The 17,633-nt window shown below is 27.3% G+C and carries 16 protein-coding genes and 1 pseudogene; 16 read left to right on the top strand and 1 reads right to left on the bottom strand.

Features of this window, described 5'->3' with window-relative positions:
* Positions 1 to 78: 78 nt before the first annotated feature.
* The 16 genes and pseudogenes from BGI42_RS13960 (at position 79) to BGI42_RS13885 (ending at position 16,115) form a co-directional block, all read left to right on the top strand.
* Positions 79 to 1,566, top strand: a complete 1,488-nt coding sequence (locus BGI42_RS13960) for a lipopolysaccharide biosynthesis protein (RefSeq protein WP_069680870.1) — start codon at positions 79 to 81, stop codon at positions 1,564 to 1,566.
* 27 nt (positions 1,567 to 1,593) lie between these two features.
* Positions 1,594 to 2,958 (top strand): UDP-glucose dehydrogenase family protein, encoded by a 1,365-nt coding sequence (locus BGI42_RS13955; protein ID WP_069680869.1) that lies wholly within the window; start codon positions 1,594 to 1,596, stop codon positions 2,956 to 2,958.
* 123 nt (positions 2,959 to 3,081) lie between these two features.
* Positions 3,082 to 4,110, top strand: coding sequence for an SDR family NAD(P)-dependent oxidoreductase (locus BGI42_RS13950; RefSeq protein WP_069680868.1), 1,029 nt, complete (start codon positions 3,082 to 3,084; stop codon positions 4,108 to 4,110).
* Between the two features lie 29 nt (positions 4,111 to 4,139).
* Positions 4,140 to 4,601, top strand: coding sequence for a VanZ family protein (locus BGI42_RS13945; RefSeq protein ID WP_069680867.1), 462 nt, complete (start codon positions 4,140 to 4,142; stop codon positions 4,599 to 4,601).
* 104 nt (positions 4,602 to 4,705) lie between these two features.
* Positions 4,706 to 5,584, top strand: coding sequence for a UTP--glucose-1-phosphate uridylyltransferase GalU (gene galU, locus BGI42_RS13940; RefSeq protein WP_069680866.1), 879 nt, complete (start codon positions 4,706 to 4,708; stop codon positions 5,582 to 5,584).
* A 151-nt stretch (positions 5,585 to 5,735) separates the two neighbouring features.
* Entirely contained in the window at positions 5,736 to 6,557 is an 822-nt protein-coding gene (locus BGI42_RS13935) for an Rpn family recombination-promoting nuclease/putative transposase (protein WP_069680865.1), read from the top strand.
* Positions 6,532 to 6,936 (top strand): RpnC/YadD family protein, encoded by a 405-nt coding sequence (locus tag BGI42_RS13930; protein WP_069680864.1) that lies wholly within the window; start codon positions 6,532 to 6,534, stop codon positions 6,934 to 6,936. The genes BGI42_RS13935 and BGI42_RS13930 overlap by 26 nt, the downstream gene beginning before the upstream one ends.
* Positions 6,937 to 7,183: 247 nt before the next feature.
* Positions 7,184 to 8,068 (top strand): phage replisome organizer N-terminal domain-containing protein, encoded by an 885-nt coding sequence (locus tag BGI42_RS13925; RefSeq protein WP_069681098.1) that lies wholly within the window; start codon positions 7,184 to 7,186, stop codon positions 8,066 to 8,068.
* Positions 8,069 to 8,240: 172 nt separating this feature from the next.
* Positions 8,241 to 8,555 carry a nucleotidyltransferase domain-containing protein gene (locus BGI42_RS13920; RefSeq protein WP_069681097.1) on the top strand — a complete coding sequence of 105 codons (315 nt, stop codon included), beginning with the start codon at positions 8,241 to 8,243 and terminating at the stop codon, positions 8,553 to 8,555.
* Positions 8,548 to 8,805, top strand: a complete 258-nt coding sequence (locus BGI42_RS13915; protein WP_069680863.1) for a HEPN domain-containing protein — start codon at positions 8,548 to 8,550, stop codon at positions 8,803 to 8,805. Before BGI42_RS13920 ends, BGI42_RS13915 begins: the two co-directional genes overlap by 8 nt.
* Complete coding sequence (locus tag BGI42_RS13910) at positions 8,771 to 9,358, top strand: IS607 family transposase (protein WP_069680862.1); 588 nt, start codon at positions 8,771 to 8,773, stop codon at positions 9,356 to 9,358. Before BGI42_RS13915 ends, BGI42_RS13910 begins: the two co-directional genes overlap by 35 nt.
* Positions 9,336 to 10,447, top strand: a pseudogene (locus BGI42_RS13905) (RNA-guided endonuclease InsQ/TnpB family protein). The gene BGI42_RS13910 and the pseudogene BGI42_RS13905 overlap by 23 nt, the downstream one beginning before the upstream one ends.
* A 172-nt stretch (positions 10,448 to 10,619) precedes the next feature.
* Positions 10,620 to 12,299, top strand: coding sequence for an AAA family ATPase (locus BGI42_RS13900; RefSeq protein WP_069680861.1), 1,680 nt, complete (start codon positions 10,620 to 10,622; stop codon positions 12,297 to 12,299).
* Positions 12,300 to 12,846: 547 nt separating this feature from the next.
* The gene (gene rfbD, locus BGI42_RS13895; protein ID WP_069680860.1) at positions 12,847 to 13,734 is read left to right on the top strand and encodes a dTDP-4-dehydrorhamnose reductase; all 888 of its coding nucleotides are present in this window, start codon (positions 12,847 to 12,849) and stop codon (positions 13,732 to 13,734) included.
* A gap of 260 nt (positions 13,735 to 13,994) precedes the next feature.
* On the top strand, positions 13,995 to 15,047 hold the full coding sequence (gene rfbB / locus BGI42_RS13890) for a dTDP-glucose 4,6-dehydratase (protein ID WP_069680859.1): 1,053 nt from the start codon (positions 13,995 to 13,997) through the stop codon (positions 15,045 to 15,047).
* Between the two features lie 75 nt (positions 15,048 to 15,122).
* Positions 15,123 to 16,115, top strand: coding sequence for an RpnC/YadD family protein (locus tag BGI42_RS13885; RefSeq protein ID WP_069680858.1), 993 nt, complete (start codon positions 15,123 to 15,125; stop codon positions 16,113 to 16,115).
* 330 nt (positions 16,116 to 16,445) lie between these two features.
* On the opposite strand, the gene BGI42_RS13880 is transcribed toward BGI42_RS13885, so the two are convergent.
* Positions 16,446 to 17,549, bottom strand: a complete 1,104-nt coding sequence (locus BGI42_RS13880) for a PspC-like choline-binding domain-containing protein (RefSeq protein ID WP_069680857.1) — start codon at positions 17,547 to 17,549, stop codon at positions 16,446 to 16,448.
* Between the last annotated feature and the right edge of the window lie 84 nt (positions 17,550 to 17,633).

The raw sequence follows: 17,633 nt of genomic DNA, 5'->3' as shown, positions 1-17,633 counted from the left end.
ATAAAAAATGTTAATTTATATTTTATTAAATGGGAGTATAAAAATTAAATTTTATTGATTCTAAGGAGAAAAATTATAATGAAAGAAGAAAACATTAAAAGTAAATTTATAAATGCAACTAAATGGTCTACCATTACGGAAATAGCTGCTAAATTAGTTAGTCCTATTATAAATATGATTTTAGCTAGAATTATTTCACCAGAAGCTTTTGGAGTAGTGGCTACCGTAACTATGATTATGAGTTTTGCAGATATGTTTACTGATGCTGGATTTCAAAAATATTTAGTACAGCATGAATTTAATGATGAAGATGAAAAATTCAAAAATGCAAATGTAGCTTTTTGGACAAATTTTGTAATATCTATTTTTTTGTGGGCAATTATTATAGTATTCCGAGAACAAATAGCTGTTATGGTTGGTAATCCAGGATTGGGTAATGTTATTGCTATAGCTTGTGTTCAATTATTACTTACATCTTTTTCAAGTATACAAATGGCGCTATATAGACGTGATTTTGATTTTAAAACTCTTTTTTCAGTTAGAATGGTATCAGTGTGTATACCTTTTATTGTAACAATTCCATTAACATTTTTAGTTGAAGGGTATTGGGCTCTTATTATTGGTTCTATTATTATACAACTTTCAAATGCAGTTATACTTACTATGAAATCGAAATGGAAGATTGGATTATTTTATAAGATAGATTTATTAAAAGAAATGCTATCTTTTAGCATTTGGTCATTAATTGAATCTATTTCTATTTGGCTTAGCTGTTGGATTGATATATTAGTTATAGGAAACATTTTCAATCAATACTATTTGGGTATATATAAAACAGCAAGTTCTATGGTAGGGATTGTTATGTCATTAATATTTGCATCAGTGGTACCAGTATTCTTTTCAGCTTTATCTCGTTTACAACATGATAATGAAAACTTTAATAAAATGTATTTTAATACACAAAGAAATATGTCTATATTAATATTTCCTTTAGGTGTAGGAATATATTTATATAGTGATTTAGCTACATCAATAATGTTAGGAAGTAAGTGGAATGAGGCAAGCGCTATTATAGGAGTATGTGCTTTAACAAATGCAATAAAAATAATTTTAGGAGATCTTTGTAGTGAAGTATATAGAGCTAAAGGAAAACCTAAAATATCTTTTTTAGCCCAAATATTACATTTAGTAGTTCTTATTCCGGTTTGTATAATAAGTTCGAAATATGGATTTTGGTTATTTGTTTATGCTAGATCGTGGATACGTATGGAGTTTGTATTAGTTCATTTTATTATAATGAAGTTCATAATCAAATTTCCTATAGAAAGAGTATTTAAAAATGTTATGCCAACAGCCGTTTCTACATTTGCTATGGGAATATTAATTTGTTTATTAAAACAAATTAATAATAATTTATTATGGAGTTTTACATCAATTATAATATGTTCATTATTTTATTTTGGAGTGTTGTATTTATTCCCTAGTATGCGCAAAGAAATGAATGGAATATTAGAAAAATTTAAGGTTAAGTTTACTAAAGAAAAATACGTTGAAGCTAACGATTAATAATTTTTAAAATTAAGGTGGTATATTATGTACAAAATAGCGGTAGCAGGAACAGGGTATGTAGGACTTGTGGCAGGCGTTTGTTTTGCCGAAACTGGTCATCAAGTTACCTGTGTAGATATTGATGAAAATAAAGTGAATTTAATGAAGAGTGGAGTCTCTCCAATCTATGAAGCAGATTTGGAAGAGCTTATGCAAAAAAATTATGCAGAAGGTAGGCTTGATTATACAACTGATTATAAAAAAGCTTATAAAGAAGCAGATGCTATATTTATAGGAGTAGGAACACCAGAACAATCAGATGGTTCTGCAAATTTAGGTTATATTGCTACAGTTGCAAGACAGATAGCTGAAAATGTAGAAAAGGATTGTCTTGTAGTAGTAAAATCTACGGTACCTGTAGGAACTAATGATAAGGTTGAACAGTTTATTAGTGATTTTTTAGTTAATGATGTAAATATAGAAGTAGCATCTAATCCTGAATTCTTAGCTCAAGGTACAGCTGTACATGATACACTTCATGCAGCAAGAATTATTATAGGAACTGAAAGTAAATGGGCAGAAGAAATACTTATGAAAATATATGAACCTTTTAATCTTCCTATAGTATCTGTTAATAGAAGGTCAGCAGAGATGATAAAGTATGCATCAAATGACTTCCTTGCTCTTAAAATATCTTATATGAATGATATTGCCAATCTTTGTGAGCTTGTAGGAGCTAATATACAAGATGTAGCTAAAGGTATGAGTTTTGATGAACGTATTGGAAGTAAATTTTTAAATTCAGGTATTGGTTATGGTGGTTCTTGTTTCCCTAAGGATACAAAGGCACTTGAATATTTAGCAAGACAAAATGGATATAAGCTTAGAACTATTAAAGCAGCCATTGACGTAAATAAAGACCAAAAGACAAAGTTATATAAGAAAGCTTGTAGACGTCTTATTACTTTTAATGGTTTAAAGGTAGCAGTACTTGGACTTACATTTAAACCAGGAACAGATGATTTAAGAGAAGCACCATCTCTTGAAAATGTACCTTTATTATTAGAACATGGAGCTCAAGTTTATGCTTATGATCCAGTAGGTGAAGAAAACTTTAAAAAAAGATATCCAGAAGGAAAAAATGGACAAGGTAATATAAAATATGTTTCAAATCCAGAAGAAGCTTTAAAAGATGCTAATGTATGCTTTATATTTACTGAATGGGGTGAAATAAAAGCTATAAGGCCTGAAGATTATAAAAAACTTATGAGAACATCTTTAGTTTATGATGGAAGAAATATTTATGATATAAATGAAATGCTTGAAAATGGAATTGAATATTATTCAATAGGTCGTCCAACTATTAGAATGTCTGAAACTATTTCAGAAGTAGCAGCAACTAGAAATTAATCATAAAATTTGAGAAATAAAAGGAATATGGAGAGTATTGCAAAATATCTAAATTATATTTTAATACATAAATGATATTTTAAATAAATTATGCAATAGTCATTTAGTTTTAGGAGGAAAAAAGTGAATAATAAATCTTTAGATATAAATAAAACGTATCTTATCACTGGAGCAGCTGGTTTTATTGGATTTTATTTAGCTAAAAAACTATTACAAAAAGGCTGCCAAGTAATTGGTATTGATAATATAAATGATTATTATGATATAAATCTTAAATATGATAGATTAGAAAAATTAAAACCTTTTGAGAAGTTTACTTTTATTAAAGGTGATATATCAGATAAAGATATGGTAATGAAAATTTTTGAAAAGTACAAGCCTAATGTTGTTATCAATTTAGCAGCTCAAGCTGGTGTGAGATATTCAATAGAAAATCCTGATGTATATATTGCAAGTAATATTATAGGATTTTTTAATATACTTGAAGCATGTAGATATAATCCAGTTGAACATTTAGTTTATGCATCATCAAGTTCTGTATATGGATCTAACCAAAAAGTACCATTTGAAGAATCTGATTTTGTTGATCATCCAGTATCTCTTTATGCAGCTACTAAAAAATCAAATGAATTAATGGCTCATACTTATAGTCACCTTTATAAAATCCCAGCTACAGGACTTAGATTCTTTACTGTTTATGGTCCAATGGGCAGACCGGATATGGCTTATTTTGGATTTGCTAATAAATATTTTTCTGGAGAACCAATTAAGATATTTAATAATGGTGATTTTGACAATGATCTATATAGGGATTTTACTTATGTAGATGATATTGTTGAAGGAATTGAAAGACTCATAAGTAATCCTCCTGAAGGAGAAGTTCCTAATAAAGTATTTAATATAGGAAATAATAATCCAGAAAAATTAATGACTTTTATAGAAACATTAGAAAAAGCTTTAAGTAAGGCAATGGATAAAGAAATAGTATTTAAAAAGATATTTGAACCTATAAAGCCAGGAGATGTGCCAGCAACATATGCATCAACAGATTTATTACAAAAAGCAGTAGGATTTAAACCATCTACTAGCATAGAAGAAGGATTACAAAAGTTTGCAAATTGGTATGTAGAGTACTATAATCATTTATCTTAAGAATATATTTCAATTAGGGGATTTATAATATGAAAAGAAGATTATTGTTAATAATATTATCTTTATTGTGTATAATATTTATATTTTTTAACTCTAGTCAATCAGGGAAATATTCTCAGAAGAGAAGTAGAAAAATAGTTAATCAAGTAATACCAATAGTAGATGAATGTAAATTTTCTAATTCGTTAAAAAGTAATAATATAAAACAGAAATTAAACTTTGTTGTAAGAAAATGTGCACATGCATTTGAATATTGTATGTTAGCAATTTCATTATACTTATTATTTAATGATCTTAGTTTTAAATTTAATAATTGTTTAATATACACATTGTTTGTTGTATTATTAACAGCTGTACTTGATGAAACATTACAATTTTTTATGATTCAAAGGACATCTAGCGTTATTGATGTTTTAGTAGATTTTAGTGGTGGAATAATTGGTGTAATATTATCAAGAATTAAACCTATTATATATTTAAATCGCATATAATAAAGATATTAAAATACAGATAGAAACTTAAAAAGTAAGCAGATGACAATTAAATCATCTGCTTATATTAAACTAAAAATAAAATAGTAAAGGAATTTAAAAATATGAATAAAAAAATAAGAAAAGCAGTAATTCCAGCAGCAGGTCTGGGGACGAGATTTTTACCTGCAACTAAGGCTCAACCTAAGGAAATGTTACCTATAGTTGATAAGCCAACTTTACAATATATTATAGAAGAAGCTATTGATTCTGGTATTGAAGAAATTCTTATTATAACAGGAAGAAACAAAAAGAGTATAGAGGATCACTTTGATCGTTCTTTAGAGCTTGAAATAGAGCTTGAAAAGAGTGGTAAGAAGGAAATGTTAGAAATGGTTAAGGATATTTCTAATATGGTTGATATTCACTTTATAAGACAAAAGGAACCAAAGGGATTAGGACACGCTATACATTGTGCAAAGGCTTTTACTGGTGATGAACCTTTTGCGGTTCTTCTTGGTGATGATATTGTATATAATGAAGAAAAACCTTGTTTAAAGCAACTTATTGATTGTTATAATGAGTATAAAACTAGTGTATTAGGTGTACAAACTGTAGCAAGAGAAAATGTTAATAAATATGGTATTGTTGATGGATTACATATAGAAGATAGAGTATATAAGGTAAAGGGACTTGTTGAAAAGCCATCTATTGAAGAAGCACCAACTAATGTAGCTATATTAGGAAGATATATTATAACACCAAAGATATTTGAAATTTTAGAAAATACTGAGCCTGGTAAGGGAGGAGAAATCCAACTTACAGATGCTCTTCTTGAATTAATGGAGCAAGAAGCTATGTATGCTTATGATTTTGAAGGAAGAAGATATGATGTAGGAGATAAGTTAGGTTTTTTACAAGCTACTGTGGAATATGCTTTAAAAAAGCCTAATATAAATGAAGAGTTTACAGAATATTTAAAAGGTGTAGTGGAAAATCTTTAATTGCCCATTGGGTGTAAAATTTGTAATATGTTGAAGCTGGTGACTGTCACCATAGCAGATAAGATGTAAAAGTCTTATCTGTTTTTTTGTTTTACGGAAATGAAACTTAGGATATAATGAAGGTATAGTAATAAAGATGAGGTGTATATTTATGCTAAAAGGTTTACTAGATCCTAAAATTGACTTTATATTTAAGAATATTTTTGGTACAGAAAAAAATTCAAGGATATTAATATCATTCTTAAATTCAGTATTAAAAAATAATGATCCAATAAAAAGTGTAGAAATAAAAAATACAGACATAGAAAAAGCTTTTGTAGAAGATAAATTTTCAAGGCTGGATGTAAAAGCAACTACCAGTAATAATGAAATAATAAATATAGAAATACAATTGAAAAATGAATATAACATGATAAAAAGAAGTTTATATTATTGGAGCAAACTTTATGAAGAACAATTAAATGAAGGCGATGATTATTCACAACTTAAAAGAACAGTATGTATAAATATTTTAAATTTTAAGTATTTAAAAACTAAGAGGTTTCATAATAGATATAGATTAAAAGAAGTTGATACTAATGAAGAATTAACTAATGTGGAAGAAATACATTTTATAGAGATTCCAAAATTAGAGGATGAATGTGATGAAAAAGATTTGTTAGTTGCATGGACACAATTTTTACAAGATCCTGAAAGTGAAAAAGTTAGAAATTTAGAGATGACTATAGATGAAATAAGGGAAGCTAAGGATGAACTTATAAGAATAAGTAATGATAAAAATCAAAGGCAATTATATGAAATGCGCTCTAAAATATTAAAAGATAAGATAAGTGCATTAAATGAGGCTGAAAGAAAAGGTGTAGAACAAGGAAAAATTGAAGTGGCAAAAAATCTCTTAAATATGGGATTAAGTATAGAACAAATATCAATTGGAACAGGACTTACAATTGAAGAAATTACAAAAATTAAATAAAGCAAAGATAAATGATATAGAATTAATTTTGAAAAAGATATCACCAGAGCAATTTAGTGTATTTAAAAGTTGGCTTAAAAATATAGTAAAACCAAGAGTAAGGGATAATCTGCAAGGTGAAATTGATGATATTCTTGAAAAAAGTAATCAAGAGGAGGTAGATTTTATGGTTAGTAATTTAGGAAAAACTATAGAAAGAATGCAGAATAATGCTATAGAAAGAGGATTAAAACAAGGAATAGAAAAAGGGATAGAAAAGAAAGCAATAGAAGATGCTATTGGTTTTTTAAGACTTGGAGTAAGCGAGGAAATAGTATCTAAAGGAACAGGCTTACCTATAGAAAAGGTTAGAGAATTAAGAAATAAGATTAATAATTAGTTGTTAGTTTACTTTAGGGTATAAAATTTGTAATATGTTCAAGCTGGTGACGATCAATATAACAGATAAGATTTAAAGGTCTTATCTGTTTTTTTATAAAAAAATTTATATTTTCATGTAATATTCATTTCTAATGCATATATATATTTAGAAGCTTAAGATACATAACTTATATAAGAAAATGCGTATGGATTTAAAAGTAAAACTTAATGTATATGATAAAAAATTAAAAGGAGATGTTTTTTATATGGAAAGAAAAATAGTAAAGTTAAGAGTAGATATGTATAACGATACTAAGTTTAAGATAATAGATACAATGGAGGACAGGGATCTTATTCATTATATTTGGACTAGACTTTTAACTTTAGCAGGTAAAGTTAATTTAGAAGGAGATTTGTACCTTTCAAAAAGTATTCCTTATACAGTTGAAACTTTAGCTTTAGAATTTAATAGAAGTGCGAAAAAGGTTAAATTAGCTTTAAAGGTATTTATGGATTTAGAAATGGTTGAATTAATTGAAGGTAATGTTTATAGAGTTAGAAATTTTGCTAAACATCAGAATATTAAATCTAAGAAAAAAGATAATAATATAGATAAATTAGAAGCTATGGATAATATGGAAGGTGCAGTGGATAAGTCTAGTGATATTGATGGCATAGTTAATAAAGAACTTATAGAGAATAGAGATAATAGTTATGGTGTAGAAGATAAAGTAGAGGAATTAGGAAATATTGAAAATGAGGTTAATATTCAGAAAATTATAGTTAATGACAAATCAGAAAATAGTAAATGTAATTTAGATAATAAAGAGAAAAGTCAAGATAAAATAGTTTTAGATAGAAACAAAGATATAGATGTTACAGAACTTTCAGAAAGTAATGATAGATCAACTTTAAATAAGAACTTATTAAAGAATGATGTGAGTACAAAAGATAAAGTGGATTTAGATAAAGAATTTGTGTTTAGTAAAGATGAGAATAAGAAAAAGGGAAATAAGCCAAAGAAGAAAGATGAAGCCTGTGATATTATTTCAATCTGGGATGATGAGGATGATGATATTGAAATCTGTGGATTTAGTGATAAACCGCCAGCAGGAAAATTAATCAGGACATTTTTTACCCCTGGGGTGTAAAATTTTACAGGTACAAGTTTGAATACTCTTATTTGTTTTAAGTACATTATAAATAGGCTATAATATAAGATGTATGATATATATTTTTTAAAAGGTCATTAGAAGATAAAATATATTGACTATTAAAAAGAATGTTAATAAATTTGGTAGAGATACTAAAGGAGAATTCAGAATGAATGTTAATAGTTTTAATAAAGAAATAGATTATATAAAGAAACAACTAATAGAAAAATTTAATCCCAAAGAGATAATACTTTTTGGTTCTGTAGCAAAAGGAATTTTTAGAGAAGATAGTGATATTGACTTATGTATTATTAAGGATACAATGAATAAAAGGGAATTATTAACAAATATATATGTGAATATAGAAAGCAATATTCCATTTGATTTAGTTTTATATACAAATGAGGAATGGAATAATTGTATAAATGACAAAAGTAGCTTTGCATACTCTATTATAAATACAGGGGTGAAAATATATGGTTGATACGTTGCGATATAAGGATTGGATAGATAAGGCAGAAAGAGATATTAAGTCTGCAAAAATACTAAAAGAACATGAGTGTGGAAATGATGTAGTAGCATTTCATTGTCAGCAAGCAGTTGAAAAATCATTAAAAGCATATTTAATATTTAAGGGAGAGGGAATCGTAAGTGGCCATAGTCTTATATATTTATGCAAAGTAAGTGAAAAGCACAATAATGATTTTAAACAATACATTAAGGAATTGGGATAAGGATAATGTTTTAAAACCACATCATGTAGCACCAAGTGGCTATAGGTATTATTCACAAGAGCAACTTAATCATTTTTTAGGACTCAAAGGTGTTGAAGTTAAAACTAAGAAAGTAATAGGATATTGTAGAGTTAGTTCTCATAAGCAAAAAGATGATTTAGCAAGGCAAATAGAAAATGTTAAGACTTATATGATTGCTAAAGGATATTCTTTTGACGTTATTACTGACATAGGAAGTGGAATTGACTACAATAAAAAAGGATTGAATCAATTAATAGATATGATAACTAATTCAGAAGTTGAAAAGATAGTAATTTTATACAAAGACAGATTATTGCGATTTGGTTTTGAAATCATAGAAAATCTATGTAATAAATATGGAACTACTATTGAAATTATAGACAATACTGAAAAGACAGAAGAACAGGAATTAGTTGAAGATTTAATTCAAATTTTTACAGTTTTTAGTTGTAGACTCCAAGGTAAAAGAGCCAATAAAGCTAAAAAGATGATTAAGGAGTTATTGAAAGATGATACTGTCAAAGAAGATTAGAATTATTCCAAGTGTAGAGCAGAAACAACAACTTTGGAAATCAGTTGGTACTGCAAGATTTATTTATAATTGGACATTGGCAAGGCAGAAGAAAATTATAAGAATGGTGGAAAGTTTATTAGTAATAATGATCTTAGAAAAGAAATTACCATACTTAAAAAAGATGAATTACTATGGCTTAATGAAGTATCTAATAATGTAGCAAAACAGGCTGTTAAAGATGCTTGTGAAGCTTATAAAAGATTTTTTAAAGGTTTAGCCGATAAACCAAGATTTAAAAGTAGAAAAAAAAGCAAACCTTCATTCTATAATGATAATATGAAGCTAAAAGTTAAGCCTAAAATGGTTCTTATTGAAAAAGTAGGTTGGATTATAACAGCAGAACAAATAACTATAAATATTAAATACAATAATCCAAGAGTAAGCTTTGACGGAAAGTATTGGTATTTATCTGTAGGAACTGAAATAGAAAATCCAATAGTGGAATTAACAGATGAAAGCATAGGAATAGATGTTGGTATTAAAGACCTTGCTATATGCTCCAATGGAATGACTTTTAAAAATATCAATAAAACAAGATTAGTTAAAAAATTAGAAAAAAGACTACGTAGGTTGCAACGTAAAATATCTAAAAAATATGAGTTAAATAAAGAAGGGAGGAAGTTCGTCAAAACAAGCAACATTATAAAACTTGAAAAACAAATTAGATTACTTCATAGAAGATTATCTAATATTAGGAACAACCATTTACACCAAGTAACTACTGAGATAGTGAAAACCAAGCCATCAAGAGTAGTTATGGAAACACTTAATATTAAAGGCATGATGAAGAATAAACATTTATCTAAAGCTATAGCACAACAAGGGTTATATGAGTTTAAAAGACAAATTCAATATAAATGTGAGTTCTATGGAATTGAATTTATTGAAGCTGATAAATGGTATCCATCATCAAAAATATGTAGTGAGTGTGGTCATGTAAAAGCTAAATTATCACTATCAGAAAGAACTTATATCTGCAAAGAATGTGGAGCAGTAATTGACAGAGATTTTAATGCTTCAATTAATTTAAGCAGATATTCAGCATAACTACTTAAACAGTTATGTTTGAGGTGTAGGATTCGTTGTATCCGAAGTTAAGCCCTCGGAGTGTCACATAAAACGAAAGTAGTAATTTTTAGGAATTACAAAATCGGACACATTGAACAGGGAATTAAACAAGCTTTATAGAGTTTTATAAGGTTTTGGCAACGGTGCGGTAATGAAAAAGAGTATTCAGGTTGGAACATCTAATTTTAGTGAGCTCATAAGAGAAAATCATTATTTTGTAGATAAGAGTTTACTTATAAAAGAGTTTATAGAAAATTCGGCAAAAGTTATATTAACGCCAAGACCAAGACGTTTTGGGAAAACTTTAAATATGAGTATGTTAAAGTTTTTTTTTGATATAGAAAATAAAGAAGAAAATAGGGACTTATTTAAGGGACTAAAAATAGAAAATGAAGAAGAAATAATGAAGCTTCAAGGAGAGTTTCCTGTTATTTTTCTTTCTTTTAAGAATCAAAAACATCTTAATTTTGAAAATCTTCAAGATGGAATAAAATCGTTAATGTACTCTATATATAGAGAGCATTATTATTTATTTGAAAGTGAAAAACTATCAGATTTTGATAAAGATAAGTTTAGAGAAATATTAGAAGGTAAAGCCACTATGGTTGAGTTTTCAGAAGCATTAAGTAACTTAATGAGGTTTGTTAATGAGTATTATAATAAAAAAGTTATTGTACTTATAGATGAATATGATGTTCCAGTACAGGAATCTTATTTAAGAGGGTACTACGAAGAAGCTATTGTATTAATAAGAAATATTTTAACTGCTGCACTTAAGGATAATATATATTTAGAAAAAGCTTTAGTTACTGGAATACTTAGGGTTGCGAAGGAAAGTATTTTTTCAGGTCTTAATAACTTAGAAGTAGATACTATTTTGGGATTAAATTTTAATGATAAATTCGGATTTACTGAAGATGAGGTTATGGATTTATTAAAATATTATAATCTTATGGAAAAAAGTGATGAGGTTAAAAAATGGTACAATGGCTATATGTTTGGTGGAAAAGTTATATATAATCCTTGGTCAGTTCTTAATTATATTAAAAATAATGCAATGGGATTTATGCCTTATTGGATAAACAGCAGTAGCAATGATTTGATAAAAAGGTTGCTTTCTAAAGGAAATGAAGATACTAAGAAAAATCTTGAGGAACTTATAAAAGGGGATTCTATAAAAAAGATAGTTGATGATCATATTGTGATGAAAGAAGTAGAAGAAGATGATGAAAATATTTGGAGCTTTTTAACTTTAAGTGGATATTTAAAACCTGTAAGTTCAATAGTTAGTGAAGGGTATTTTGAGTGTGATCTTAAAATTCCTAATAATGAAGTTTTAATTTTTTATAGGAATTTAATTAAGAAGTGGTTTAAGGAAAGTTTAAAATTTGAAAAGTATAAAATTATGTTAAAGGCATTAGTATCTGGGGATGTTGAAACTTTTGGTGGATTTTTTGGAAAATTTGTTTTAAATAATATAAGCTATTTTGATATATCTGGAGAAGAGCCAGAAAGAGTTTATCATGCTTTTGTACTTGGAATGATTGTATCTCTTACTGATGAATATGAGGTTAAATCAAATAAGGAAAGTGGATATGGAAGATATGATGTTATGCTTATTCCTAAAGATAATTCAAAGCTTGGAATTATAATGGAGTTTAAAAAGATTGATGATTTTATGAATAAGAGCATAGAAAAAGGTATTGAAGAAGCGTTAAATCAAATTGAAGAGAATAAGTATGAAGCTGAACTTAAGGAAAGAAATATAAATCATGTATTAAAACTTGCTGTTGTATTTAAAGGAAAAAAAGTTAAAGTTGTTGAGGGATAAATTAAATATACTTAATTTAGAATTAACTTTAGTCAGGGTGAAAGCTCTGGCTTTTTTAATGTATAGGAAAGTATAGAATTTTCAAAGTCTGAAAGGCTGATAAAATCTAGGTTAAAGCAAATATTAGTTGATAATTGAGAGTGGAAAGTGGAGAGTTGAGGAAATTTTAAAGTATATATTTTTAGAAAATCTTTAGGATTTTCAACCAAAACTTTCAATTCTCAATTATCCACTCTCAACTAAAAAGCGTGGAGTAGTGACTTTTGCTGTTTGTTTAATTTTAATAAAATTAATGTAAGTAGAGTATATATAATTATTTGAATGAAATAATTTTAACATTTTTAAAGTGTATAATATTATATATATGTTGCATTAAAGATTTTACAATATATTATTAGTAGTTAAGTTTTTTAAATTAACTGTAATGCCAAGTTATTACTGTAATTTATATAGTTATTTAATGCAAGAAATATTTAGAATATTTTATAGAGACAAGAATTATATTGAAAATATATACAGATATTAATGAGAATGGAGTTTTAGATTTATGAAGATATTAATAACAGGTTGTAATGGGCAGTTAGGCAGGGAACTTCAAGATATATTAAAAAAAGGATATGCTGAGATAGGGGAAATATCTAAAAATTTAAAAGAAGCAGAAGTTATAGCTTTTGATATTGATGAATTAGATATAACTAATTTAAATGAGGTTAATAGAAAGATAATTACTTTAAATCCAGATGTGGTAATCAATTGTGCTGCAGTTACTAATGTTGATGGATGTGAAAGTAATAAAGATTTTGCATTTAAAGTTAATTCTCTTGGCCCTAGAAATTTAGCTATAGCTTGTGAGAAAATAAGAGCTAAATTAGTTCAAGTGTCAACTGATTATGTGTTTAGTGGAATTGGGGAAAAGCCTTTAACTGAATATGATTTAACAGCACCTTATAGCGTTTACGGAAAGACTAAACTTTTAGGAGAAAACTATGTAAGAGAATTTTGCACTGAATATTTTATTGTAAGAACAGCATGGCTTTATGGATATGTAGGTCATAATTTTGTTTATACTATGAGAAAGCTTGGTAAAGAAAAAGATACTATAAATGTAGTAAATGATCAAAAAGGAAATCCAACTCATGCAAATGATTTAGCTTATCATATATTAAAACTTATAGAAACACAAGAGTATGGGATATATCATTGCACGGGAAATAATGAGTGTACTTGGTATGATTTTGCTAAGATGATAATTGAATTATCTGGTGAAAAATGTGAAGTTAAACCTTGTACATCAGAAGAATATAAGACTCCAGCAAAAAGACCAGAATATTCATCACTTGACAATATGATGCTTAGAAATACTGTTGGTGATGAAATGAGAGATTGGGAAGAAGCAATAAAATCATTTATAGAGAATTTAGAAATTAGAGAATAATACAGGTTAGGAACGTTGCTAATTGAAAAGATTAGTAACTGTTTCAAAATAAGAATAGGGGAATTAAAAATTTGATAAATAGAATTAGATTATTTATAGATAATTTAGATAAATAATAAATATACTTATAAAGTGTAATTTTCTATTATAGACAAGTTTATTGAATTTGTAATTTAAATATAATTTGTGTATAAAATATTATAAATTTGTATTTTGTGAATATGTGCACAAGGTATATTATTGATTGGAGGAAATAAAGTATGAAGACTTATTTAGTTACAGGTGGAGCTGGATTTATTGGTTCAAATTTTGTTTTATATATGCTTAATAAATATAAAGATATTAAAATAGTTAATCTAGATAAATTAACTTATGCAGGAAATTTAGAAAATCTTAAATCTGTTGAGAATGATGATAGATATATATTTGTTCAAGGAGATATTTGTGATAAGAAATTGGTTTCTAGTCTTTTTGAAAAATATAATATAGATTATGTGGTTCATTTTGCAGCAGAATCTCATGTTGATAGAAGTATAAAAGAACCAGAAATATTTGCAAAAACTAATGTATTGGGTACAGTTAATATGCTTAACTGTGCAAAGAATGCTTGGGAAAAAGAAGATGGAAGTTTTAAAGATGGAGTTAAGTTTTTACATGTATCAACTGATGAAGTGTATGGTTCTTTAGGGGAAACAGGTTTCTTTATGGAAACAACACCTTTAGATCCTCATAGCCCTTATTCATCAAGTAAGGCAAGTTCTGATTTAATGGTTAAAGCTTATTATGATACTTATAAAATGCCTATAAATATAACAAGATGTTCAAATAACTATGGACCATTTCAATTTCCTGAGAAATTAATTCCATTATTAATAAATAACTGTTTAAATCATAAAGATTTGCCTGTGTATGGTGATGGAATGAATATCAGAGATTGGCTATTTGTAGAAGATCATGCAAAAGCTATTGATATGGTCATTAATGATGGTAGACTGGGAGAAGTTTATAATGTTGGTGGTCATAATGAAAGAACTAATATTCAGATAGTAAAGACTGTTATAGCTTATATAAATGAAAATGTTGATAAGGCTGTAACTGAAAATTTAATAAAGTATGTTGAAGACAGAAAAGGTCATGATAAAAGATATGGAATAGCTCCAGATAAGATTAAAGAAGAGCTAGGATGGTATCCTGAAACTACTTTTGAGGTTGGAATAAAGAAAACTATTAAGTGGTATTTAGATAATAAAGAATGGATGAAAAATGTAACTTCTGGAGATTATCAAAAGTATTATGAGAAAATGTATAGATAAAAAGTCTTATGTGCTTTTTGTTTTAAGAAAATTAAGTTTAGGTTATAATTAAATTAGAGGAAGGTAGGTGATAATTTGACAGTAAGTAATGAAAAAGTAAAGCTTGATGAGATACTTAAATTTTTATTTTCTACATCTAAAAAAGTGTTGGTTAATTTATTAAATGGAATTTTTGAAGAAAATTTTAGTGATGATGAAGTTGAATTATCAGTAAGTAACAATGAGTTTATAATGGATACATTTGATACCTTGAGAGGAGATGTGTTCTTTGACATACTAAATAATGAAACTAGCGATAAAGTTAGTTATCATTTAGAGTTTCAGACTAAAAATGATAGTACAATGGTAATAAGAATGTTTGAATATGGATTTAAAAAAGGTAAAGAACAAGCGGGAAATAGGGATGACTTTAAAACTATATATTTTCCTAAACAAAAAGTAATATTTATTGAGCGTAATAATAATATAAAGGATGATATAAAATTAAAAATAGTTTTACCTGATGAACAAAGTTTTATCTATTCAGTTCCTGTAATGAAATATTGGGAATATACTGATAAGGAACTTATAGAAAATAAGATGTATCCTTTTTTACCGTTGCAATTATTTAATTTAAGAAAAGACTTAGAGTATGCAAGAAGAAGTAATAATATTGATAAAATAAAGGATTTGTCACATGAGGCAAGGGAAATAGCTTTGAAAATAGCAAATGAATCTAAAAATTTATTTGATAACAATGAAATAGTAGGCGAGGACTTTCATAAGATGTTGCTTGCAATACAGAATTTAATTGAATATTTAAATAGAAATTATTTTAAGGATGATAGATTAGAAGAAGAGGTGAGTACAATGACAAAAACATTATATGATCCAGAAGTAGAAAAAAGAGGTATAGAAAAAGGTATAGAAAAAGGGATTGAAAAAGGAATAGAAAAAGGAATAGAAAAGAAAGCAAAAGAAACAGCAGTAAAAGCAATAAAGTTAGGTATGAGTAATGAAGTCATAATTGAGTTGACTGGATTAACACAGCAGCAAATAAATGATATTAGAAAAGAACAAATTAATTAGTTAAAATACTAATTTAAAAGACATATTTATATAAATTATAAATACAAGCAAATAGGATGAAAAAGCCCTATTTGCTTTTTGTTCTTTTTAGTTTAGAGGGGAAAGTGAAACGTTGAGAGTTAAAGCGTGGAGTAGTTACTTTTGTTTTATTCATGTTTAGGATGATGTAGTTAGATTTGGAATAATATCTTATAAATATTAAAAATATAACTGGAAATAAAATTTCCAGTTATATAATATATTGAAATATTTAATTTACACAAATTATTCTACATTCTCATACTTTGTTTTTACAATGTTAGTTCTAGAAATAGAGCTTGGACTTTTTTACTATTTTCTAACTAGCTTAAATACAGCACCTTCTACTATAGCATATACAGAACCATCGTCTGCAACTAAAACATCAACTGTATGTTTCTTATTGTCTTTATCAGTTACTGTTATACATTTAACTTTGTCTCCAGAAATTCCAATATTTTTTAATGAATCATCATATTTATCTTCAAATTCTGAAGCTGTTAATTTATCTTCTTCTATAATAGGATCGATTATTGTAAGAATAAGTGAACTAATTCTATCTGATTTAACTGTAAAACTTTCATTAAGAGCATATGGTATTAATGAAGGTTTTAAAGTAGAATCTATATTTGATTCTATATGTTTTTTTACAGTCCAACGTCCATATAAATCTGAGTATGATGAATTACTAGATATTTTAGATGATTTTTTTGATTTACTACTAGAACCACCACCAGATCTACCAGAGCCACCTGATCCACCAGATGAACTACTTGATTTTTCAGAAGTAGCTGTATCTTTATCAGTATTGTTATTAGTATTAACATCATTAGTATTGTTTTTAGTTGAATTTATTTTTTCACCAGTTGTTGCAAATGTATAATTTACACCATTTAATGTTAGGTTTCCAGTTTGCATAGCGCCAGATTCATTAAAATAATATGTATTATTATTTATTGTAATTAATCCAGTTTGCATAGCTCCACTTGCATCTGAATAATACCAAGTATTATTATTGTTAATCCAACCTGTTTGCATAGCACCTGACTCATTTAGGAAATACCAAGCACCATTGTTGTTAATCCAACCTGTTTGCATAGCACCAGAACCATCTGAGAAATACCAAGTATTATTATTGTTGTTGATCCAACCAATTTTCATAGCACCAGAATTATCAGCATAGTACCAAGTACCATTGCTATTAATCCAACCAGTGTTCATGTAACCATTTTGTCCAAAATAATACCAAGTTCCATTTATATTTTCCCAACCAACAGAATATGAACTACCTTTAGTATTCCACCATCCATTGCTATCTTGTTTCCAAGCTGCAGATGCTCCTGTTGGGAACATAACTGCTATTACTAAAGCGGCTACTGTTGCAGCAACTATATTTTTTAATTTCTTTAATTTCATATTTGTGCTCCTCTCAATATTTTAGCAAATATTTAAAAATTGGTTAATTATTAATAAATTAACTTTACTTATTGTATGTTACCA

Origin of the sequence: Clostridium taeniosporum, from assembly GCF_001735765.2 — a bacterium.
Classification (GTDB): Bacteria; Bacillota; Clostridia; order Clostridiales; family Clostridiaceae; genus Clostridium; species Clostridium taeniosporum.
This window is presented reverse-complemented; position numbering and strand designations above follow the sequence as displayed.